The 23,976-nt window shown below is 32.9% G+C and carries 22 protein-coding genes; 14 read left to right on the plus strand and 8 right to left on the minus strand.

Annotated features, from left to right (window positions below):
- Positions 1 to 107: 107 nt before the first annotated feature.
- Positions 108 to 680 (minus strand): hypothetical protein, encoded by a 573-nt coding sequence (locus D1816_RS21185; RefSeq protein WP_066307989.1) that lies wholly within the window; start codon positions 678 to 680, stop codon positions 108 to 110.
- A 285-nt stretch (positions 681 to 965) separates the two neighbouring features.
- Here D1816_RS21185 and D1816_RS21190 point away from each other — a divergent pair, with 285 nt between their 5' ends.
- From D1816_RS21190 to D1816_RS21200, 3 genes are all read left to right on the plus strand, one after another.
- On the plus strand, positions 966 to 1,802 hold the full coding sequence (locus D1816_RS21190; protein WP_066307986.1) for an N-acetylmuramidase family protein: 837 nt from the start codon (positions 966 to 968) through the stop codon (positions 1,800 to 1,802).
- Positions 1,803 to 1,878: 76 nt separating this feature from the next.
- Entirely contained in the window at positions 1,879 to 2,355 is a 477-nt protein-coding gene (locus tag D1816_RS21195) for an RNA methyltransferase (protein ID WP_118505528.1), read from the plus strand.
- Between the two features lie 33 nt (positions 2,356 to 2,388).
- Entirely contained in the window at positions 2,389 to 3,726 is a 1,338-nt protein-coding gene (locus D1816_RS21200) for a sodium:alanine symporter family protein (RefSeq protein WP_118505530.1), read from the plus strand.
- A gap of 41 nt (positions 3,727 to 3,767) precedes the next feature.
- Here the strand turns inward: D1816_RS21200 and D1816_RS21205 are convergent, their stop codons facing one another.
- Positions 3,768 to 5,771 carry an OmpA family protein gene (locus D1816_RS21205; protein ID WP_118506312.1) on the minus strand — a complete coding sequence of 668 codons (2,004 nt, stop codon included), beginning with the start codon at positions 5,769 to 5,771 and terminating at the stop codon, positions 3,768 to 3,770.
- 223 nt (positions 5,772 to 5,994) lie between these two features.
- On the opposite strand from D1816_RS21205, the gene era reads away from it, so the two are divergent.
- The 4 genes from era (at position 5,995) to der (ending at position 13,499) form a co-directional block, all read left to right on the plus strand.
- Positions 5,995 to 6,876 (plus strand): GTPase Era, encoded by an 882-nt coding sequence (gene era / locus D1816_RS21210; RefSeq protein ID WP_118505532.1) that lies wholly within the window; start codon positions 5,995 to 5,997, stop codon positions 6,874 to 6,876.
- 327 nt (positions 6,877 to 7,203) lie between these two features.
- The gene (locus D1816_RS21215; RefSeq protein ID WP_118505534.1) at positions 7,204 to 10,230 is read left to right on the plus strand and encodes a collagen-binding domain-containing protein; all 3,027 of its coding nucleotides are present in this window, start codon (positions 7,204 to 7,206) and stop codon (positions 10,228 to 10,230) included.
- Positions 10,231 to 10,420: 190 nt separating this feature from the next.
- Positions 10,421 to 11,944, plus strand: a complete 1,524-nt coding sequence (locus tag D1816_RS21220) for a choice-of-anchor I family protein (protein ID WP_118505537.1) — start codon at positions 10,421 to 10,423, stop codon at positions 11,942 to 11,944.
- A 247-nt stretch (positions 11,945 to 12,191) separates the two neighbouring features.
- The gene (gene der / locus D1816_RS21225) at positions 12,192 to 13,499 is read left to right on the plus strand and encodes a ribosome biogenesis GTPase Der (protein ID WP_118505540.1); all 1,308 of its coding nucleotides are present in this window, start codon (positions 12,192 to 12,194) and stop codon (positions 13,497 to 13,499) included.
- 31 nt (positions 13,500 to 13,530) lie between these two features.
- On the opposite strand, the gene D1816_RS21230 is transcribed toward der, so the two are convergent.
- The gene (locus D1816_RS21230; RefSeq protein ID WP_118505542.1) at positions 13,531 to 14,463 is read right to left on the minus strand and encodes a hypothetical protein; all 933 of its coding nucleotides are present in this window, start codon (positions 14,461 to 14,463) and stop codon (positions 13,531 to 13,533) included.
- 412 nt (positions 14,464 to 14,875) lie between these two features.
- Here D1816_RS21230 and D1816_RS21235 point away from each other — a divergent pair, with 412 nt between their 5' ends.
- The 7 genes from D1816_RS21235 (at position 14,876) to D1816_RS21265 (ending at position 20,545) form a co-directional block, all read left to right on the plus strand.
- Entirely contained in the window at positions 14,876 to 15,163 is a 288-nt protein-coding gene (locus tag D1816_RS21235; protein WP_118505544.1) for a hypothetical protein, read from the plus strand.
- Positions 15,164 to 15,448: 285 nt separating this feature from the next.
- Positions 15,449 to 15,664 (plus strand): hypothetical protein, encoded by a 216-nt coding sequence (locus D1816_RS21240; protein WP_066307968.1) that lies wholly within the window; start codon positions 15,449 to 15,451, stop codon positions 15,662 to 15,664.
- Positions 15,665 to 15,823: 159 nt separating this feature from the next.
- On the plus strand, positions 15,824 to 17,005 hold the full coding sequence (locus D1816_RS21245; protein ID WP_233565221.1) for a radical SAM protein: 1,182 nt from the start codon (positions 15,824 to 15,826) through the stop codon (positions 17,003 to 17,005).
- Positions 17,002 to 17,838 carry a hypothetical protein gene (locus D1816_RS21250; RefSeq protein WP_066307960.1) on the plus strand — a complete coding sequence of 279 codons (837 nt, stop codon included), beginning with the start codon at positions 17,002 to 17,004 and terminating at the stop codon, positions 17,836 to 17,838. The genes D1816_RS21245 and D1816_RS21250 overlap by 4 nt, the downstream gene beginning before the upstream one ends.
- A 24-nt stretch (positions 17,839 to 17,862) precedes the next feature.
- On the plus strand, positions 17,863 to 18,744 hold the full coding sequence (locus D1816_RS21255; protein ID WP_066307957.1) for a hypothetical protein: 882 nt from the start codon (positions 17,863 to 17,865) through the stop codon (positions 18,742 to 18,744).
- 22 nt (positions 18,745 to 18,766) lie between these two features.
- Entirely contained in the window at positions 18,767 to 19,648 is an 882-nt protein-coding gene (locus tag D1816_RS21260) for a hypothetical protein (RefSeq protein ID WP_118505548.1), read from the plus strand.
- Positions 19,649 to 19,660: 12 nt separating this feature from the next.
- The gene (locus tag D1816_RS21265) at positions 19,661 to 20,545 is read left to right on the plus strand and encodes a hypothetical protein (RefSeq protein WP_118505550.1); all 885 of its coding nucleotides are present in this window, start codon (positions 19,661 to 19,663) and stop codon (positions 20,543 to 20,545) included.
- Between the two features lie 117 nt (positions 20,546 to 20,662).
- Here the strand turns inward: D1816_RS21265 and D1816_RS21270 are convergent, their stop codons facing one another.
- The 5 genes from D1816_RS21270 to D1816_RS21290 are packed head-to-tail and all read right to left on the minus strand — an operon-like array spanning position 20,663 to position 23,971.
- Positions 20,663 to 21,457, minus strand: coding sequence for a YgcG family protein (locus tag D1816_RS21270; protein ID WP_118505552.1), 795 nt, complete (start codon positions 21,455 to 21,457; stop codon positions 20,663 to 20,665).
- Entirely contained in the window at positions 21,458 to 21,898 is a 441-nt protein-coding gene (locus D1816_RS21275) for a TPM domain-containing protein (protein ID WP_118505554.1), read from the minus strand.
- Complete coding sequence (locus D1816_RS21280) at positions 21,898 to 22,500, minus strand: LemA family protein (RefSeq protein WP_118505556.1); 603 nt, start codon at positions 22,498 to 22,500, stop codon at positions 21,898 to 21,900. Before D1816_RS21280 ends, D1816_RS21275 begins: the two co-directional genes overlap by 1 nt.
- 31 nt (positions 22,501 to 22,531) lie before the next feature.
- Entirely contained in the window at positions 22,532 to 22,861 is a 330-nt protein-coding gene (locus tag D1816_RS21285) for a MerR family transcriptional regulator (protein ID WP_066307935.1), read from the minus strand.
- A 3-nt stretch (positions 22,862 to 22,864) separates the two neighbouring features.
- Entirely contained in the window at positions 22,865 to 23,971 is a 1,107-nt protein-coding gene (locus tag D1816_RS21290) for a CapA family protein (protein WP_066307933.1), read from the minus strand.
- Between the last annotated feature and the right edge of the window lie 5 nt (positions 23,972 to 23,976).

The raw sequence follows: 23,976 nt of genomic DNA on the forward strand, positions 1-23,976 counted from the left end.
ACCTTAATAACAAACAAAACCGACAATACCTTAAATAGGATTGTCGGTATAATAAACAAAAGTTTCCCCCTTTTTGTTTATCAGATTGAGTTTGTTGTTAAGGTGTTTTAATACCCTGTTATAGCAGTTGTGGTAGGATCGTCAACGATCCCATCATTCCATGCATAGCTTTGTTTAAGGTTTACATACCTTACATCTGATGTGTTTTTATAAAAAGTCTGTGTTTGTAAAATATTTCCTATGATTCCATATTCCTGAGTAGGAAATATATACTGGGAATCAGTATCTGAATTTTCACAATACACATTATTGATTTCTGGTAATTCGATTATGTTGTTATCTTCTCCAATCATAAAATAATAGGATTCTACATGTGCACAACATGCTAAATATTCAATTTCCATCTTAATTACCTCAGAGATTCCTTCTAAACCAGGATTCTCTAAGGTAGTGATAAAGATGTCCTCAAAAAGTTCTGTGTCGTCAATAGTAAGTGTAGATATTTTTTCGGAGCTATCTTTTGCACTTACCAAATTAACAATGTAAGAAGGGTATTCTTGTCCCTCCTGATCTGTGATTTCAGTGGTAACTAAATACTTGTCGCTTTTCGTAAATGTATTTTGGGCATACAGATACTGAAAACTTTGAAATAGAATAATGATTATGGCTACATTTTTCATAACAGCGTATTTTGAGGTTAGCTATTTAATGTAAATGTAAGACCCTAATACTTCCTAAAGGTGGTGGTTTTAGAATTCGTTATGATCTAATTAGAATTCGTAAAAGAGTGTTTAAATTTTTAGAATAACCTTGATTTATAGTATGTAACCCCCTTTGAACGCTCAAAAAACATTCTGTAGAGTGGGGGAATTATCACCAATTCAGGGTGGTGTAAAAAAAACAGTAAACAATACTAAAGGATGAGTTTTTATGTTTAAATTAAAAACCCTTAAAAACACACAAAAATGAAAACAATAAGATATCGATCAAGAGGAGAAGAAGTTCATTATTTAGAAGAAATTTTGACTAAACTAGGGTATACGGTTTATGTATCTAATTTTTTTGGACGAGATACCGATGCTGCAGTCAAAGATTTTCAAAGTAAAAACAACTTAGTAGTAGATGGTATCGTTGGTTTAAAATCTTGGATGAAACTCATAGAAGCTGAAAAAAACTTAGTAGCTTTTAATGATAAGTTTTTATCCGAAAAAGATGTGAAAGATTTTGCAAATCAATTTGGATTGGAAATAGCTATGGTAAAGGCTGTTAATGAAATAGAAAGTCGAGGTAAAGGTTTTTTGGTATACGGTCGTCCTGTCATATTGTTTGAAGGCCATATATTTTGGAGAGAACTTAAGTCTAAAGGTATAAATCCAGAGAAATATGTTTCTAACCGAACCAAAGATGTTTTGTATAAGAAATGGACCAGATCACATTATAGAGGTGGAGCAGGTGAGTATGATCGTTTAGAAAAAGCTGCGGGAATATCAGATTTACCGGCATTTCATGAAGCCGCATATAACGCTGCTTCCTGGGGAGCATTTCAGATTATGGGCTTTCATTATAAAAACCTTGGATATGCATCGATTGATCATTTTGTTTCAGAAATGTATGAACACGAACGTGAACACCTCAAAGCTTTTGGGAAATTTGTAGAAAACACCTCCTTTAAGGGTAAAAAGTTGCTGGATTGGATTAAAGAGAAAAATTGGGCCAAATTCGCTGAAGGATATAATGGGCCAGGATACAAAAAAAATAAATATGATACTAAATTAGAAAAAGCGTATCAAAAGTATAGTTGATTTTAGTTTGAATATAGTTGGATAATTTTTAAAAGGAAACTCCATCGATAATGTAATAAGAGTTATTTTTATATCCATGATAAATAACTTTGAAAACGAATTTTTTGGTATTGGTATTCAAAATGGGAAAACTCCGGAAAACCTTGGTGTTTTATGGCGTTCTGCCCAGAATATGGAGGCAAGTTTTATTTTTACTATTGGTAATAGATATGCTAAACAAGCAAGCGATACACATAATGCGGTAAAAGCAATGCCTTACTTTCATTATGATACTTTTGAAGATTTTTATCATCACTTACCAAAAGGAGCAATGCTTGTAGGGGTAGAACTTACAGATAGGGCTGTCTCATTAGAAACATTTAATCATCCAAAACGTTGCGTGTATCTTTTAGGAGCTGAAGATCATGGTCTATCTAAAATGGCTATAGAGAAATCTCAATTTGTCGTAAAATTTAAATCAGAGTTAAGTTTAAATGTTGCTGTTGCAGGAAGTATAATTATGTATGATAGAGGTATTGATAAACCAAGATTTATCAAGGGCTTAAATTCATAGTTTAATATTTAGAATAAAGTATTACATCGATATATGTTTGAAAAAATAGAAGGTTTTATAGCTTTTTTTAGTCCTTGGATTTGGGATTGGCCACTGTTAATACTGCTTATTGGAGGTGGACTTTTTTTTCTGATTTATTCTAGGTTTACTCCGTTTTTTTATTTCAGACATGCTATTCAAGTACTTGGAGGTAAATATGATAATGAAGAAGCGCCAGGGCAACTTAGCCATTTTCAGGCTTTGTCTTCTGCGATAGCAGCTACAGTCGGAATGGGTAATATTAGCGGAGTAGCTATAGCCATTGTTACAGGAGGGCCAGGAGCAATCTTTTGGATGTGGATAAGCGCTTTAATAGGTATGGCTACTAAGTTTTATACCTGTTCCTTATCAGTAATGTATCGATCAAAAGATGAAGATGGAAAATTGCTTAGCGGTCCAATGTATGTTATAATGAATGGTTTGGGTGAAAAATGGAAACCTCTTGCAGTTTTTTTTGCTCTTGCTGGCCTAGTAGGAACTTTACCGGCATTTACTGCTAATCAACTAACACAAACGTTGGTAGATGTAATGAATTGGGGAGATGGTAGTAAATTATATATTGGTCTTGTACTAGCTGTAATTGCATCTATGGTAATTTTAGGTGGCATTAAAAGAATAGGATTGGTAGCAAGTAAATTGGTGCCTTCTATGGTAATTCTTTATTTTGTAACAGTATTTACAATTTTGATTATACAAATTGATGTAGTGCCGCAAATGTTTATGTTGATTTTCTCAGATGCCTTTTCTGGCGAAGCTGCTGCGGGGGGAGCATTAGGATATTTAGTAAAAACAGGAATAAAGAGAGCAGCTTTTTCTAATGAAGCAGGTATAGGAACGGCTCCAATGATGCATGGAACCGCAAAAACTAATGAGCCTATTCGTGAAGGGTTAGTAGCGATGATAGGTCCGGCAATTGATACGTTATTGGTATGTACATTAACAGCTTTAGCCATTTTGTCGACAGGTGTTTGGCAATATACTGATGGAAATGGGATTTCATTAACCCTAGAAGCTTTTAATAGTGTTTTGCCTTATGGTTTAGGAGATATTGTTGTGGTTATCATGGTTTTGGTGTTTGCTTTTTCTACACTATTTTCTCATTCCTATTACGGAACAGTTTGCTTAGGGTTTTTAACAAAACCTAAATATGGGAAGTATTACAATTATGTTTATATAATTTTTATTGTAATAGCTGCTGTAGTCAAAATTGATTTTGCAATTAACCTTATTGATAGTGCTTTTGCACTAATGGCAATTCCCACCGTAGTTTCAGGGTTAATTTTAGCTCCAAAAGTAAATGCGTTTGCCAAAGAGTATTTCAAAAAAGTATAACTACAGTTGGTAGATGTATTGTGAAATGAATGCCATTTTGTTTATTTACGTACAATAAATTCACTCCTTCTATTTTCTTGGTGTTCTTCCTCAGTACAGGGAACATCATCAACGCAATGATTAATTAGTCGTCTTTCACCATATGCTTTACCGCGGATTCTTCGCCAATTAATATTTCCTTCTTGTATGATGTATTTAACGGTTGCACGCATTCGTTTTACACTTAACCTTTTATTATACCAATAACTTGACCTGCTATCTGTATGTGATCTTACCTCAATTTTTAATTCTGGATATAAGTTCATAGCCGAAATAATCTTTTGTAATTCTACCTCTGCATTTTTAGTAATGGATGAATCATCTAAACCAAAATGAATAGGGTTGAGTTGTAATGTTTTGGATAAATCATCACCAATGTTTACAGGAACTAATGTCAATAAACTTTTGACACTGCCTAATGCAGCTAATGGGAACGATACATCATGTATAAATTCAAAAGTGTCATTGGCAGCGATTGTTAATTCTTCTGGGATGAATTGATCTAAAGTGACTTTTACTGTATATTCAGTATTACATTCTACCTCAAATCTATAATTACCTAAGCTGTTAGAAATGATTTCTGTAATCAAATTTTGATTAACATCTAGTAATTCCAAGCGTGCGTTGGGTAGACTTTGGTTTGTAATTTTGTTGTATACTGTGCCTTCTATGTATTGTTTGCACGAAGTGATCAGCTCTTTGGTCTGTTTAAAGCTATAAATATCATCATTTCCTTTTCCTCCTTTTCGATTACTCGCAAAGTAGCCAATTCTAGTATCCTCATTAAGTACAAATGTAAAATCGTCTTTAGGACTATTTATGGGTTTACCAACATTAAATGCTTCAGAAAAACCAACCTCTTCAGGTACAGTTACAAAAACGTCTAAACCTCCTAGTCCAACATGTCCATCACTTGAGAAGTATAAATTTCCTGTATTGCTTATATATGGAAATGTTTCTCTTCCTTCGGTATTGATATTTTCTCCAAGGTTTTTTGGTTTCCCAAATTTTCCATTACCTAAAACATCAACAACAAAGAGGTCTGATTTACCTATGGTGCCTGGCATATCACTTGCAAAATAAAGCTTTTTGCCATCTAAACTTAAAGAAGGGTGGGATACAGAATAATTATCACTGCAAAAAGGCAGCTCTTGAATATTGGTCCATTTTCCATCAATAAAATTAGCACTATAAAGTTTTAATAAAACAACCCCTTTTTTACTAGTTCCTATTTTATTATTGGTAAAGTTATTTCTTGAAAAATATACAGTTTTGCCATCTTTGCTAAAACTAGTTGACGATTCATGAAATTTTGTATTGATCTTACCTTTTAATTTAATAGGTTCATCAAGGCTAATTGTATCTTTCTTGATGTTAGAAGAAAACAGATCTAAAAAAGGCATTCTGTTCCATCCATGAATTTTGGAGTTATTTGTTTTTTTGGTTCTAGAAGAAGCAAATACGATTTGATTTTGATTATTAAAACTAGGTGCATACTCAGAATTTTCAGAGTTTATACTTAAAGGAAAAATATCAAATTTACCCGACTGCAATTCTATAAAGTCTAAATAATCTCTCTTGTTAATAAATGATTTGGCTCTTTTATCTGTTCCGGTAAGTAGATAAAACTGATCCATTACTTTATCTGATTCGGCATATTTTTCGACACTTTTAAGACTTTGGGCATACTTAAACAAATATTCAGGGTTTAAATTCTCAGGATAAGTTTGTATTAGTTTTTCATACCACTCCACAGAAGCCTCTAAGTCTCCCGTAAAATAAAACGAATCGGCTAATTTTTGATATAAATCGGGGGCAGAAAATCCCCTTTGAGCAACATCCAGATAAATAGCTCTTGCATCAATATATGCAAATGCTTCAAAGTTTTCGTTTGCTTTGGTTAATTGCTTACTATAATCCTGACCATTAACATCTTTAGGTGAAAAAAGTAAAAGACATAATAATAGTAAGTTATTGAATAAAAAAAATAAGTTACAATTTTTCAAAAGGGCCCAGTATTTTTTTAAAAATATTGTCTTCACAGGGGTTTTGAACACATACTGGAATTAAATTTATGAAAAATCTAAACAAATAGTTAAAATACTAAGGATTACTTACTAACTGTTTTTTGCTTGTAAATGTTAATAAGATACAGGGGTAAATAAGATATCCTAAATAGAATTATTTTGTTGTTTAATATTGATATACCTTTGTGGCAAAATTAAGTATATGAACCATAAAGCAGGTTTTGTAAATATCATTGGAAATCCAAATGTAGGTAAGTCGACTTTGATGAATGCCTTTATTGGCGAGAAACTATCGATTATTACTTCTAAAGCGCAAACTACTAGACATCGTATATTAGGGATAGTAAATGGAGACGATTTTCAGGTTGTTTTATCAGATACGCCAGGGATTATCAAACCGGCTTATGAGCTTCAAGAATCAATGATGGATTTTGTGAAGTCAGCTTTTGAAGATGCAGATGTTCTGGTATATATTATAGAAATAGGAGAGAAAGACTTAAAAGACGAAGCTTTTTTTGCTAAAATAACAAGTGCTAAAATCCCTGTACTTTTATTAATAAATAAAATTGATTTATCTGATCAGACAAAACTAGAAGAGCAAGTTCAATTTTGGGCACAAAAAGTACCAAATGCAGAAATCTATCCAATATCAGCTCTAGAGAAATTTAATGTTAGAGAAGTTTTTGATCGATTAGTAGAACTGTTACCAGACTCCCCGGCATTTTACCCAAAAGACCAGTTGACTGATAAGCCAGAACGGTTTTTTGTTAATGAAGCCATTAGAGAGAAAATATTACTTAATTATAAGAAAGAGATCCCTTATGCAGTAGAGGTAGAGACTGAAGAGTTTATCGAAGACGAAGATATTATAAGGATTCGTTCGGTAATTATGGTGGAGAGAGATTCTCAAAAAGGAATAGTAATAGGGCACAAAGGGGCTGCGTTAAAAAAAGTAGGTGTCGAAGCGCGTAAAGAATTAGAGAAATTTTTCGGTAAGAAAATTCATATTGAACTTTATGTAAAGATTAATAAAAATTGGCGTAGTAATCAACGGCAATTAAAACGTTTTGGTTATAATAGCTAATTTTGTAGGTTTTTAAATGTAGGAATTTTAAAAACAAGGTATAACACGGGTTAAAAAATACACTTAAACGTTTTTGTGTTTTTTTTTAATTGATTTTTACGGCTATTCCATACTTTAGCATTCCAAATCAACATAAACCCAAAATATGAAACACCTATACTTCTTCACACATTCTTAATTTTTAAAAGGATTTTTAAAATAAAATTATATGATCTGATATGAGGGCTTAATTTAACTCATGTCGTATTCATTTTATTTTTTATGCTTAACACCTAAAGTATACTCACCTTAAATATTTTTTTTAATCTCTTTAAAACAAATGACATTATGTCGAAAAACACAACACTCAAAACTAACCTTTCATCTGCGCTTTTTGCTACCGCGATGATAATTTTTCTGGTCAATATTGGTTTTGCTAGATCAAATGATAAAACCAATATTTCAGAAGCAAACCCATCTAACACTTGTTCTAATCCAACAGCAAATGCATTAGGTTACAATGCCTTTGTTCGAAATGAAGCACACCTGGGCTCGGGAGATACCGATGGTCCCGTTGCAATAGGAGGGGATTTGACTTTAGATGGAATTATAACTGTTGCCGGTCAAACAGCCGGAACTAATTACTTTAATGGAGATAGCGAAGCATCTTCATTAGTAGTTAATGGAAAAATAATTTATGATCATGGTCAAGGGATTCAGCTTAATCAAGGGTTTGCAAAAGTAGGAGATCTACAAGGATCGTTTGTATATGACCTAGATAATAATAGAGTTACTACAAATACGAGAGTAACTCCAGGCACATATGATATGATTCCTAGAGTTCAGGTTCATAATAAACAACCTGCAAATAGTGTAAATCATAATAATTTAATTGATTTTGAAGCGGCATTTACAGGGTTTCTAGCTAGATCTAAACAATTTAGCGAATTCGATGCGAATTTAGAAATTGATGCTCATAATAAGATTCGACTTACAGAAAATCAAGTTAATGTAATTAATATTACAGGAAATGAGCTTTTGTCATTACCTTATTTAACATTTGAAAATGCACCAAATATAGATACACCACTTATTATTAATGTTGATGTTTCTGTCGATTTTGAATGGAATATATTTAATATAGCAGGTATAGGAGATCAACAAGGTCGTTTCATTTTATGGAACTTTTATAATGCACCGTCAATTACTCTTAAAGGAGGAGGTACACTTGTAGGTACATTATTTGCTCCGCAATCAAGTGTAACTAAAAATTCCTCAGGTAATGTTAATGGGCAGGTTATTGCTTTGAACTATTACCATAATGGTGGAGAGTTACATCATCATGTTTTTGAGCCTTGTATAGATAACCCTACAGATAATTGTAGTGTAGTAGTAAATGATCAAGAAATTTGTTTAGGTGATAGTACAACTCTAGTAGCAGTTGGAGAAGGAACAGTAGTGTGGTCTACAGGAGAAACTACACCGAGTATAACAGTTGACCCAACAGAAACTACAACCTATTCTGTTACTATTACTAAAGATGGTTGTTCAGCAACAGATGAAGCGGTAGTAACCGTAAAATCCCCAGAGGTTAACATAGGAGAAAACATTATTATTTGCCTAGGAGATGAAGTTACATTAACTTCTACAGAAGCAGATACTTATTTATGGTCTACGGGAGAAACTACACAAAGTATCACAGTAAGCCCTACAGAAAGCATAGCATGGTATAAAATTGAAGTTACTATCGATGGATGTGTAGCAACCGATATGGTTGATGTATTTGTTACATCACCAGAAGTTACTGTAGAGGATCAAGAAATTTGTTTAGGAGATAGCGCAACTTTAACGGCAGTTGGAGAAGGGTCGGTGCTATGGTCTACAGGAGAAACTACGCCAAGTATTACGGTGAGCCCAACAGAAACTACTACCTATTCTGTTACTATTACCAAAGGTGGTTGCACAGCAATAGATGAAGCTGTAGTGACTGTTAAATCCCCAGAGGTTAGTATAGGAGAAAACATTATTATTTGCCTAGGAGATGAGGTTACATTAACCTCTACTAAAGCAGATACTTATTTATGGTCTACGGGAGAAACTACACAAAGTATTACAGTAAGCCCTACAGAAAGTATTGCATGGTATAAAATTGAAGTTACTATTGATGGATGTGTAGCAACCGATATGGTTGATGTGTTTGTAACATCCCCAGAAGTTACCGTAGAGGATCAAGAAGTTTGTTTGGGTGGGAGCGCTACTCTAACAGCAGTTGGAGAAGGATCAGTTCTATGGTCTACAGGAGAAACTACGGCAAGTATTACGGTGAGCCCTATAGAAACTACAACCTATTCTGTTACAATTACCAAGGGAGGGTGTACAGCAACAGATGAAGCTATAGTAACTGTTAAGTCTGCAACAGTTAGTTTGGGTGACGATATCTCTGTTTGTGAAGGAGAAGAAGTAGTTTTAGTAGCTACCGAGGCTGATGAGTACTCTTGGTCTACAGGAGAGACTACTCAATCTATCATAGTAAACCCAAAAGAAACTTCAGAATATACTGTTGTTGTAAAGCAAGGAGACTGTGAAGCTGCAGATACAATACTCGTAAATGTAAATTCTGTAACTGCAGATGCTGGTTCGGATATTACAATTACTAAAGGAGAAACAACTACTCTAACGGCTAGTGGAGGAGATACATATCTTTGGTCTACAGGAGAAACAACAATGTCAATCGAAGTTACCCCAGAAGTAACGACTGAGTATGCAGTTACGGTTCAAAAGAATGGATGTGAAGATATGGATACAGTAGTAGTAACTGTTGATGTAGATATGAATTGTTCTATAGTAGCAAATGCAGGTGACGATGTTACTGTATGTATAGGTGAATTTGTAGAATTAACGGCTAACGGTGGAGATTCATATGTATGGAGTGCACCAACAATAGATGGTGTGATAAGAGATCAAACTATAAGAGTTTCTACTCGTAGAAACGTAGAATATACTGTAAAAGTTTTTAAAGATGGTTGTGATAATTTTGATACAGATAGTGTGATGATACTAGTTGAAACTTGTGATGGAGGAGGAGATGGTACAAATAGAATAGCAGCGGTATATCCTACTCTTGTTAATTCAAGAACTAAAATGTCGTTAGACCTTAAACTAGAGAAAAAACAGAAGGTTACTATTTCTTTACATGACCTTACAGGAGGAAATAAGAGTACTGTGATTAATAGATTTGTTGATCAAGGAGATGAAACCGTTGATATAAATTTTTCAACATTACCACAATTGTCAGAAGGTATATATATGATGAGAATAGTTGGAGATGGTTGGTCTAAAGTAGAAAAAATCGTAGTCGATAATAAAAAGAACTAAGAAATTTATTTTTTTTAATACGTAAAATTCCCTCTAGTTTTTACAATTAATTGTAAAAACTAGAGGGAATTTCTTTATAGTATACTTTTGAAACTTCTAGGGGATAGATAAATTATTTATCCTTAGGATAACATTGAGGATATATTAGATACTCAAATTTGTGTGTTTAATCACACAAATAAAACAACTAATGAAAATTTTTAACAAAACAATTTTTTGTGCAACAGCTCTTTTGGGGATTTTTAGTTCTTGCGAACTTGATGACTATACCGGTGGAGGTGGAAATGATACGCTTACATTTACTAAAATAGGAGGATTCATAAATGGAAATGGAGATGAAGGATTTGCAGAAATTTCTGCATTTGATCCTGAAACTAATAAGCTATTTGTTGTAAATCCAAATGATTCAGAACTCTCTGTTTGGGACTTATCTAACCCTAATACTCCTGTCCAAGGAGTAGATATTGCTTTATCAGGTATTCCAAATAGTGTTGCTGTTAGCAATGGGGTTGTAGCTGTAGCCCTTGAAAACAGTATCGATAAGCAAGCCAATGGTACAATTACTACGTTTGATTCGAATTCTCAAACATTATTAAGCGTATACGAATCGGGAGCTTTACCAGATATGGTGACTTTTAGCCCAAATGGGAAATATATTATTGCTGCTAATGAGGGAGAACCAAATGATGCCTACACCAATGACCCAGAAGGTTCGATAACTATCATTCAGGTCGGGACGAGTGAAGTTTCAAATGTTAGTTTTACAGCATTTAATGGTCAAAACATTGGAAACGATTTTAGAGTATTTGGGCAAGGAGCTTCATTTGCGCAGGATGTAGAGCCCGAATATATTGCCGTTTCAAAAGATTCAAAAACGGCATATGTAGTTTTACAAGAAAATAATGGTATTGCTATCGTTGATCTTAAGACTAAATCAATCAGTAATATTGTAGGGCTTGGCGTAAAAGATCATACATTACTTAGCAATCAATTCGATGCTAGTGATAAAGATGGTATTGTTGGGAATTTTCAAAACTGGCCTGTTTTAGGTTTTTACCAACCAGACGCAATAACATATACTAAAATTAGAGGAGAAGGATATTTAATAACTGCTAATGAAGGCGATGCACGTGATTACGATGGTTTTTCTGAAGAAGTTAGAGTTAAAGATCTTACTTTGGATCCAACCGCGTTTCCAAACGCAACTACTTTGCAATTGGACGAGAATCTTGGAAGATTAAAAACTACAACTGCTAATGGGGATATTGATGGCGATGGCGATCATGATGTTATATATTCTTATGGGGCAAGATCTTTTAGTATATGGTCTACTTCGGGTACTTTGGTTTATGATAGTGGTGATGAGATAGGAAAAACTATTTTCGGAATTGATTCTGGTGCTTTTAATACAAACGAAGGTGGAGCAGCAGATAAAAGATCAGATGATAAAGGAGCAGAACCAGAAGCAGTAGAAACGTTAAGAATAGGAAATAAAACATTGTTATTTGTTGGTCTTGAAAGAACAGGAGGTATTTTGGTATATGATATTTCTAACCCTTCAAGCCCTGTATTTATAGAGTGGCTTAGAGACGCTAATGATATTAGTCCAGAAGGTATGATATCAGTAAAAGCATCAGATAGCCCAACAGGTAATGATTTAATTATAGTAACTCATGAAGTCTCTAATACAGTAGCTATTTACGAGGTAAAATGATCAAAAACTTTGTTGTTTTACAGTAACCTAGTTAGCTATAATACTTGCTATATTTGAAGTAAGTAATTATTTCACTGACTGACTATCAATTATGAAAAGTTCCATAGGCCTTGTTTAGGGCCTTTGGACTTTTTGTTTTTTATGTCAGTTTTTTTCCTTCTATTTTAATCATGTAAAGATATTTAGAACACAAGATGAGTTCTAAAATAAAAAGTCTAATTTTGCACAAAATTAAGAATAGAGTTCAATGAGCAGTATTGTGGCAATTGTAGGGAGACCTAATGTAGGGAAATCAACTTTCTTTAATCGTTTAATTCAGAGAAGAGAAGCTATCGTTGATGCGGTTAGCGGTGTTACTCGTGATAGACATTACGGTAAAAGTGATTGGAATGGCGTAGAATTTTCTTTAATAGATACCGGAGGTTATGTTGTAGGTAGTGACGATATTTTTGAAGCAGAGATTGATAAACAAGTAGAATTGGCAATTGATGAAGCAGATGCTATTATTTTTATGGTAGATGTAGAGTCAGGTGTAACAGGAATGGATGAAGATGTTGCTAATCTGCTACGTAAAGTGGATAAGCCTGTTTTTTTAGCAATCAATAAAGTAGATAACGGAAAAAGAGAAGCTGATGCAGTCGAGTTTTATAATTTGGGACTTGGTGAGTACTACACCATTGCTAGTATAAACGGAAGCGGTACAGGTGAACTTTTAGATGCACTAGTAAAAGCACTACCAGAGCAAGAAGAAGATGATGATGATGAGTTGCCACGATTTGCAGTGGTAGGAAGACCAAATGCAGGAAAATCGTCTTTTATAAACGCATTAATTGGTGAAGATAGATATATAGTAACTGATATTGCTGGAACAACCAGAGATTCGATCGATACAAAATATAATCGTTTTGGTTTCGAATTTAATTTGGTAGATACTGCTGGGATACGAAGAAAATCCAAAGTAAAAGAAGATTTAGAATTTTATTCAGTAATGCGATCCGTTCGAGCAATAGAGCACTCTGATGTTTGTTTGTTAGTATTAGATGCAACCCGAGGGTTTGATGGACAGGTGCAAAACATCTTTTGGTTAGCAGAACGAAACAGAAAAGGAATAGTAATCTTAGTTAATAAGTGGGATCTTATAGAAAATAAGGAGAGTAACACATTAAAAGATTTTGAAAAATATATTCGTAAGCAAATAGAGCCTTTTACAGATGTGCCAATTGTATTTATTTCTGCGCTAACCAAGCAACGTTTGTTTAAAGCAATGGAGACTGCTGTAGAAGTATATAAAAACAGATCCAAAAAAATCAAAACCAGTGAGCTTAATGAGATTTTATTACCAATAATTGAAAGAAATCCGCCTCCTGCGTATAAAGGCAAGTATGTAAAAATAAAATACATTACGCAATTACCTACACCACAACCTCAATTTGCATTTTTTTGTAATTTGCCACAGTATATAAGAGATCCTTATAAAAGGTATATAGAAAATCAACTTCGAAAAGAATTTGACTTTAACGGGGTGCCAGTTTCTGTGTATTTTAGGAAGAAGTAGTTTCTCAGCTCTTGAGTGATACTATTGTTTTTTAGTAAGCGTCACTGTAAGGAGTGTTAAATAGGCTATTTCTTTTAAGGTAAATGGTTTTGTTCTTAAAATCAAAAACGGTATTGAATCTTTTAAGTAATTCATTTCCTAAGATATGAGTTTTAAAACCCGCAGGATTTTCTCTATTTAAAAGCTGTGTCGGTAGTTTGTTTATGGTTTGTCCTGCAAAATTTAGTGTAGGTATTTCAACTACCTTGGTTATAAATATATCGCCAGCACCATTTCTTAATTGATTTGTTTTAATGACACGGAGATCTGCCTTGAATAGTTGTTCTTTTACTGTGATACTATCTAATAGCAAAGATTTCTGATAACCTGTATCGAATAAAAAACGACCTTTAAAATTCTGATTTTGGATTTCAATAGTTCCGTTAAGACATAAAACGGTTTTAACCTGTTCTAGTTCAGATGTAGTGTAATTTGTAAGATCAGGTAATTTTTCATGTACAATCAATAGTTTTTTATCATAGTTTAACGAGACTATTTTGTCTTTAAATAAATCCCATCCAAACCTACCATCTGTCCCTTGTCCAGAATGTCGCACAGGATATATCTCTAAATCATTCCATTTTAATTTCCCTACTTGTAAAGACGCAAGAGACTTAAGCTTTACATAGTTTTTAGTAGGTACGTTTTCTTTCTTGTCATTTAATAAATTGGTTTTTTCCTTTATAGCGTCATGTGTAAGTAAAAGTCCAGTGGTTCCTGAATCAAATTTTAGGTATAATGTATCCACACCGTTAAGAACTGTTTTTATTTTGATGTTATTATACTCGGTCAATTCAAAAGGAATTACTATTTCTTTTGAACTTATCTTCTCTACAATTTTTTTTTCCGATTTTTTACAACTGTAAAGAGTGAAAATAAATAGTGGAAGACATAAAAATACTACTGTTTTATTTTGGAATCCCATAATTCTTTTTAAGGTACGAGTGGTTAAAAATTTACAAACAAAGATGGGGTCTAAATATATTAATTAACCTACTTAATTATATAATTAAGTTGTTATTATTTAATAATGTATAATTATTTAATTCTTAAAGTTATGGGTAGCTAAGTAGGATTTTCTTCAAATAATGTTGAATTAGTGCTTCCTTATCGGTGTTTATTAGATGAAACAAATCATGGTGATTAATAGTGCTTTATTCGAGGGGACTTAACTTTTAATTAATCTAATCTCTTTAGGTGAAATAATATTTTTATTGTAAGTTAGTAGTGGTGATTTTAGATACTACTTTTTTTCCAACTAGAAAAATAGTGTTTAAATTACTGGAAATCAGATAATCTCGTTATTGATTGTTTTACTTGCTTAAAACCTAGGCTTCATGAGAAAAATAATTATAGCATTGATTTTAGTAATAAGTGACTACAGACTTACTTATTATAAATGGGCTATTCAAAAAATTGTACCTATTAAAAAAGATATAGCAACTATTAGGAATATTAAGTTGTTATTAAGATTCTCTGCAAATTTGGGTTTTATCTTATATAAAGAATTTCAATTTTCTTTAACCAAATTTGCTAAAATTACCTACCCCTCTATACTGACCAATTCCAAAATAGGTAATAGGTCAGGAACTAATTTTTTTAATGAATACTATTTGAAAATTTAGTTCATAATTATCTGAAAGAAATTTGTTTTTGGAATACTAAAGATCGTTCAGGAGGATGACACTAGTATTGTAACGTAATTATTACAATACCAAGGTTCATTGTTTATAGTACGCGATATTTTGGAGAAGTCATTTCTTAAAAATATAGCGGATAAGTATGTCCAGGAACATCTTTGTTAGTTGAGAGTATATGAAAATTTAAGTTTTTCATTTAACTATAAAATGAAGGGCAATTGTCATGTCCTGACTGATGACATTTTAATAATTAATTAAATTTTTTCAACAATGAACAAAAAATCTAAAATCGCTTCAAACTCAAAAGAAAAAGAAGTATTAAACAAAGCATTTAATACTTCTGATGAAGACCAGTTAGACCTTTACAAAGCAATTTTTGGAGGTAGAATAAGCTCTTCTTGTTCTGTAGTAGCAGTAAGTAAAAACAGCTTAAGATCATCTGCTTATGACAAAATTGATACGTTTTTGCAAGCGGCATCTTTTTAAGTTATAGTAAAGTACTAACTAGATAACCTCTAAACTAAAGAGGTTATCTGGTTTTTTTAAAATTCAGATTAAATTTTAACTATGTATAAAGTCACTTCTTTTGTTTTAAAAATTGCCAGTAGATGCAATCTCAATTGTTCGTATTGCTATATGTACAATATGGGGGATCAAACATACTTAAAGCAGCCTAAATTTATGGCTTTAGAAACAGTGCAAAATTTTGCTGATAGATTAAAGAGCTATTGCGAAAATGCCGATATTAAATACGTTCAAATAGTATTTCATGGGGGAGAACCTTTACTATTGAAACCTGATTATTTTGAAAAATGTGTTACTATTTTTAAAAATACAGCTCCAGCATTAGAATTTGTTTTTACGGTACAGACAAACGGAGTAACCTTAGATCAAGATTGGTATTCGATATTTAAAAAAAACAATATTTCTGTTGGAATTAGTATTGATGGTCCAAAAAAATACCATGACGAATATCGTGTTTTTCACAACGGAAAAGGATCCTATAATAAAGTAGCAAAAGCCGTTCAATTAGGTAAAAATAACAATTTAGCAGGTTTGTTACTTGTCGTGAATATTAATATTCCGGTAAAAGAATTGTATGCCGAAATAAAACATCTAGATGTTTCAAGTTTAAATTTGCTATTACCAGATGGTCATTATGATCAGGCACCTTTAGGATTAGATGAAAATAGATGGAATGATAAACATTATACGCCATATGCCGATTGGTTTATTGATTTGTACAAACTGTGGAAAAATGACAAAGAGCGATCAAAAATTTACTTCTTTGAAACCTTAATAAAGATGGTAATGGGAGAAGAAGGAATAGGGAATCAATTGATCGGAAGACGTACTAATGGAGTAGTGGTTGTAGAATCTGATGGGAGTATTGAAGTGGTAGACTCATTAAGGGCATGTTTTGAAGGAATTACCCGTAATGAGATTAATGTCTATAAAAACAATCTTGAAGATTTATTCGAAGATAAAACGTTTCAGATCTATTATAGGGCTCATGATAATGTAGCCGAACAATGCTTGAATTGCCCAGTGTTTGATATTTGTGGCGGCGGGTTCTTAGGACATAGATACTCCAATGAAAATGGTTTTGACAATCCTACCATGTATTGTAAAGATATGGTACGATTGATCTCTTTTATCCAAAATGATATTTTGAATTCTTTACCAGAGGATGTTGTCCAACAATTAAACATAGAGGAATTAAAATATGAAGATATCATTAATGGGTTCGAACAAGAAAATAATGTAAAAATTAACCCAGAAGTTCAAGAAGAATTAGCTTCATTTAAAAAGGAAATTCACGTATGAAACTAAAAAAAGGAATGCGCATTTATGGGCATATCGAAGGGATTTTAGAACAAATCTCTGTCAATACAGGTGTGAGAGCTGTAGATGAGCATAATGGCATGAAATATTTTGAGGATTCATATGTGCCATTGCATACCTGGCGATTGTTAACACATCAAGAATCAAAACTGGTAATAGAAGATCAAACAAAATTTTCTGACTACAGTAAAAATTTATATTTAGGAGAAATTTCAAATACATTAAGAGATTTGTTTAAATCACTTAATTTAGGTACTTGCACACACCCAGATCAGGTATATCCAAAATTTCAGGATAACAAGGCACTTGTAGAAAAGATAAATGAAGAATTACATGCATTCCTAAAAGACTGCTCTTCTATAGGGAATTATAAATTTCATCGTATCACCAGAGCAATGCCCAACAGAGAAACGATAACAAGTCATTATATAGATGAAATTTTTATGTATATAGGCTTGCATATTGATCAAAGTAAGCATTTCAAAATTCATACGGCTCATAAATCAGGCAATAGAATCTCTATAAATTTAAGTAATGAGACAAGAACATTAGTCTTTACGAATCTTACCTTAATCCAAGTGTATAATTTACTAAGTCAAAAAATAGATCTAAAAAGAATAAAATTAGATCCTGATAATATAGCTGCATATTTTTTCAAGTACTACCCTGATTATCCAGTTATTAAGCTAGAAATCAAACCGTATCAGTATTATGTAGCACCAACAGATAATTTTTTTCATGATGCGTCTACTATAGGAAATAAAGATATAGATATGACTATCGTCTATACGGGTTTGTTTGATCAACTTCCTTAATTGTAATTACTTAATATATAACAGATGGAAATAATAAATAATGGAATACGATTACATAGTACAGACGAAAACTTCTTTAATGATATTAGTATTAATTCAGGAACAACACATCATTTAAATCAGGAAATAAGCAAAATAGAATATTTAGATTGGTCTTTTGTACCCAAGTATAATGAAGATGCATATGTAGCTAAAAGAGACTGGAGAAAATTATCAAAAAAAGAATTAGAGGCATTAAAAGCTTCTTCTGATAGGAATTATTACAACACGATCTATGTTGGTGATATTCCTAATGAATTAAGAGATATTTTTGAAACCCTAAAATTCAATAAATGTTTACGACCAGAAGATGTGCATGAATGCATGAAAAAAGATCATGATATGACGTTAAAGCTAAGTAATACGATGCAAACATATCTTAGTGGCTTTGCCAATGCGGCTCCATTTCATTTTCATTTTATAGGCGCAAATCTCCCAAATGTAGATATGGTTGCGTGTGATACGACTGTGCTTCCTGCAGACCATACTGAAGAAGATAAAAAATATATGGGTATTCATAATGATGGTGCAGAACCTACAACTGTTCATGAATCATATAAATCAGGAAATCGTTTTACCATAAACCTTGGGTCAGAAACACGTTATTTTTTATATATGAACCTTTCATTACCCCAAGCTTATACTATGCTTGAAACAAAATTAGGCCTAGCTATCAAAGATGTTGATTTGTTTACAATTTCAAAACTATTTTTTGAGCATTTTCCAGATTATCCTGTGATTAAGATTCCTCAAAAGCCATATCAATATTATATCGCTCCAACAGATCATTGTTTTCATGATGGATCAACTTTTGGAATGACAAAACTTGATGTGCTAATGATATATTTTGGCAAATTTCAATATTAATCATCGTTTTAAAAAATAATATATGAAAATCAAAAGGCATATAATGGTTCATAATTCGCTTCCAGAAGGGACAGGTGCACTGGCTATAAATTCTGGAACAGTTTACCATAAGCAACACAAAGCAGCTTTAGTTCATTATTTAGATGAGGAGTTTACTCCAGAATACCTAGATCATGCATATGTAAACAAAAGAGATTGGCGAGAATTAACGGTAGAAGAACTTGAATGTTTAAAACCAGACGAGAGTTGTAATGATGTTAATACTGTGTATTTAGGTGAGATTCCTAAACCTTTGCAAGCATGTTTTAAAGAGTTACAGTTGCAAGAAAGTGAAAGTAGAGATGAGGTTTTTAGTAATTTTGAAAAGAATCCAGAGTTGACTAAACAAGCAACACAATTACTTCATGAATTTTTGCTCCCTCTATCTAATGATAAAAAGTTTCATTTTCACTGTATTGGTGTGAATTATCCAAATGTAGAATTAGTGGCTGCAAATACTACCATGCTGCCAGATGGTTTTAAGCAGGCAGATAAAAAATTTTTAGGACTGCATAATGATGGAACACAGTCTATGACAATTGATACCGCACATGAGTTCGGAAACAGAATTAGCATTAACTTAGGTAAAGATTCACGTTATTTGTTATTCGTAAACCTGCCTATAAAAGAAGTATATGCAATGCTAAAAGAAAAGCTGAAAACCAGTGAGTTAGCACTTGTAAATATCTCTAATATTCCAGAATATTTCTTTAAACATTTCCCAGATTACCCAGTGATTAGAGTAGAACAAAAACCCTATCAATATTACATTGCTGCAACCGATAATTGTTTTCATGACGGTTCTACATTAGGAAGTAGGTACTTAGATGTATGTATAGTATATTTTGGGAGTTTTCAATATTAAAAAGTAAATATAATGACACAATCAGTTACTATTAAAAAAGGAATTAGTATTCACAATAGATTACCAAAAGGATATGAAAGTATACAAATTAATTCTGGTGTCGTGCATCATACAGACCATGAAGGTTCTAGGGTGAATTTTGAACAATACTCTTTTATGCCATTATATATTGATGAAGCGTACATACCAAAGAGAGATTGGAGGACTTTAAGCAATAATGAAAAAAGAAGATTAAATTCAAGTGCTGATCTAAAAGATCATAATAACATTTATCTTGGCGAACTCCCTGAAAAAGTGAAGAGCCTATTCAAAAAAATAGATTTTAGTGAATGTAAAGATAGAGATGATGTTATGAGTTGCTTTGGCAAAACAGAAGCGTTGACAAAAGCCTTGAATGAAGAACTTACTGATTTTTTGAAAACAATATCAAATGCTAAACCCTTCCATTTACATTGTATAACTGCAAATTTACCAAATATTGAAATGGTAGCATGTGATATTACAAGGTTGCATCCAAATTTCACGATTGATGAGAAAAAGTATATGGGATTGCATAATGATGGTACGCAATACATGACATTACATACTACGCATAAGTTCGGAAATCGAATATGCATCAATATAGGAGAAGAAACACGTTATTTTTTATATGTTAATCTTTCTATGATACAGGTGCATAATATGTTAAAAGAAAAGACAGATGTTACAAAAGTTGATGTGTATAATGTGGCAGAAACTTTTTTTAAATATTACCCAGATTATCCTGTGATTAAAATTAAGCAAGAACCTTTTCAATATTACATAGCACCAACAGACAACTGTTTTCACGATGGATCAACTTTAGGGAATACTAAATTAGATATTAATATGGTTTATTTTGGAAACTTCACACATTAGAAAAATATTCATTTAAATTAAACAGTATTTCGATTAAAGCTTTTGTGTGATTTTTAGATACATGATTTGGGTAGTATTATGAGATATTAAAGATTGATAGATGAGTGTGAGTTAATCTTACCAACTACCACCTGCTCCACCGCCTCCGAAGCCGCCACCTCCGAAGCCGCCTCCAAAACCACCACTGGATCCACCTCCAAAACTACCTCCGCCATAACTACCTCGTCCCATATTGCTTAGAATAATAGCATCCAAAAGGCTGCCACTTCTTGATCGGTTTCCTCGATTTCCTCGGCCATTATTTCCGTGATTACTTTTAGAGAATGCCTTGATAATGATAATAAAGAAAATAAGTAATAAGAACAATTGTCCTATCGGGATATCGTTGCTTTTTTTACGAGAACCTTTAAAAGTACCATTTAGTACCTCAAAAATAGCTGTAGTGCCTTGGTCTAATCCTTGGTAATAGTTCCCTTGTTTAAATGCAGGAGTGATAATTTCATCAATTATAGTCTTTGAATTAAAATCGGTAAGCTTTTCTTCGACACCATAACCAGTAGCGATCCAGATTTTTCTATCGTTTTTGGCAACAAGTATAAATACGCCATTATCTTCTTTTGCTTGACCAATACCCCATTGGTGAGCCCATTCTGCCGCGTATAACCCAATATATTCTCCTTGTAATGACTGTATAGAGGCAATAACGACTTGAGTGGATGTTGTATCACTATATTGTATTAATTTTTCTTCTAAACTTTTTGCTTGTGAAGGGGCAAGCATGTTTGCCTCATCATAAACTGATGTTTGTAATTTTGGCTTAGGAGGAATTGCTCTTTGTGCATTAATAATATTACAAAACAGAGAGATTGCAAGAACCAGAAATAAAGTAAGAGTGCCTTTGGTGTTTTTCATTTATCCTTTTGAGATTTCATCAGAAAGTTCATTAATATCATCATGATCCCATGGAAAATAGTGTTGCAATTGTACTCCTGCAAGTAAAATACCATCGACTAATCCTTGGGTAAAGTTACCTTCTTTAAACTTGTGCTGGATTGCATTTTTGGTACTTTCCCAAAAATTATTAGGAACAACTTTATTAATTCCTTCGTCTCCATAAATCGCAAAAATATGGTCATCTACTGCAACATAGATTAATACACCATTTTTCTGAGCGGTAGTATCCATTTTTAGAGAGTGAAAAACTTCTTTTGTTCTTTCTAATACATCTAAATCAGTATGCCTTTCAATATGAACACGTATTTCTCCAGAGGTAGTCTTTTCCGCACGTCGTATAGCAGCAACTATTTGTTGCTCCTGATCTGCGGTTAAAAAATCTTCAATTGTGTTTGACATTATTTAAAATCAAAATCTACATCTGGTGCTTTTTCTGCTCCCTCATCGGCTTTAAACCTAGTCATTTTCTCAAAATTTCCAAGCATGCCAAGTATGATGTTGTTAGGGAATATTCTAAGATTTTTGTTGTACAGTCCAACTGCCTCATTATATCGATTACGTTCTACGTTAATTCGATTTTCTGTTCCTTCTAATTGGGTTTGTAGGTTTAAAAAGTTTTGATTAGACTTAAGATCAGGATAACGTTCTACTGTAACTAGTAGTCGTGATAGCGCAGAGGATAATCCACTTTGTGCTTGTTGGAACTGAGCCATTTGCCCTGGAGTGATATTACTAGGATCAATATTTATAGAAGTAGCTTTGGATCTTGCTTCAATAACCTCTTTTAGTGTAGAGCGTTCAAAATCTGCAGCTCCTTGTACTGTTTTCACAAGATTTCCGATAAGATCACTACGCCTTTGATAAGCGCTCTCTACATTAGACCAGGCAGTTTGTGCATCTTCTTGAAGTATTATAGCCGAATTATATCTTCCAGCAGATAGAGAATATAAAATACCGCCAAGTATAAAAATAACAGCTAATACAATTAAGAGTTTTTTCATGATAAAACTATATTAAATACCCATTAAGGGCTTAAAGTTGTTCTTTTATTTTAAGTAATTGGCCTTTGATAGATTCGAGTTTTCTAATAATGTCAAAACTATCTAGTGCGTCTTGTTTTTGTTCTTTTAATCGAATTTTAGCACCTTCAAGGGTAAAACCACGTTCTTTAACCAAATGATAAATCAATTCTAGGTTTTTAATGTCTTCTTGAGTGAATTTTCGGTTGCCCTTTGCATTCTTTTTTGGTTTAAGGATATCAAATTCTTTTTCCCAAAAACGAATTAGAGAAGTGTTTACATCAAAGGCCTCGGCAACTTCACCAATTCCGTAATACATTTTTTTCGGTAAGTCTACATACATAGATTAGTTGTTTTGTTGTGTAAAACTTCCATCATCATTAAAAATGAGCTTGCTTTCAGGAAAATCTTCTGCGGTTAGTTTTTTAATTTCCTTTAAGGCCCTTTTCTTATCGTCCATAAAAGGATAAATCTCATCGATTTGTTTAGCTGAGTGCAGCATCCCTTTTATAAAATTACCTTCTAGATCAATATCAATCTCAGCAATTGGTGCATATCCTTTTATACCACTAAGATTAAACCTTGAATACGTGCAAAAATTACCAAGACTATAGGCTATAAATTTATTTTTATAAATTTCAAAACCTCTAGATACGTGTGGTCCGTGGCCAATAATCATATCTGCTCCGGCATCTATCATTGTGTGAGCAAAGAGATAAACATCACCACGGTCTTCTCCATAAAACCGTTCAGTTTTTCTGGGGACATGTGTGTGATCCAGTCCTTCGGCACCGCCATGAAAAGAAACAATCACAATATCTACTTTTGATTTTAGTTCGGTTACGATCTTTTTTGCCTTTGTTAAGTTATGAATTTTTAGGCAATCTTTATTAGGAGCAAAAGCACAAAATCCATAAGTAATGCCATTTTTTTCAAAAACCATAGAGGGTTGAGCAAAAACTCCAGCATATGCAATATTATGTTTTTTTAGTGTTTTCGAGGTGTTTTTAATACCGATTTCACCAAAATCCCCAATATGATTATTTGCAATACTCATAACATCAAAACCGGTTTCTTCAAGATATTTTCCAAATTTTTCTGGTGATCGAAATGAATAACATTTTGATGGGTCAGAGCACCGTTTTGCATTTTCGCCTTCGTCGGTTAACGTGCCTTCTAAATTTCCAAAAAGAATATCTGCTTTAGTCAAAACTGTATTAACATCGTCAAAAGGACCCTTACCATCAGGAGGTAAGTAGCTTTCATTTGGAAAATCAGTTCCCATCATAATATCCCCAACAGCCATTATTTTAATTTGAGAGGGTTTAGCAAGTTTTTGTTGTGTTTGTTGTACGATAACGTACATCGAGTCTAACACTTCTTTTGAATATTTTTGGGCTTGAACAGAAAAACTATACCCAAAAATAACAAGAAGAAGAAGGAGTTTACGCATAAACG

It is taken from the genome of Aquimarina sp. AD10 (genome assembly GCF_003443715.1).
Lineage (GTDB): Bacteria > Bacteroidota > Bacteroidia > Flavobacteriales > Flavobacteriaceae > Aquimarina > Aquimarina aggregata.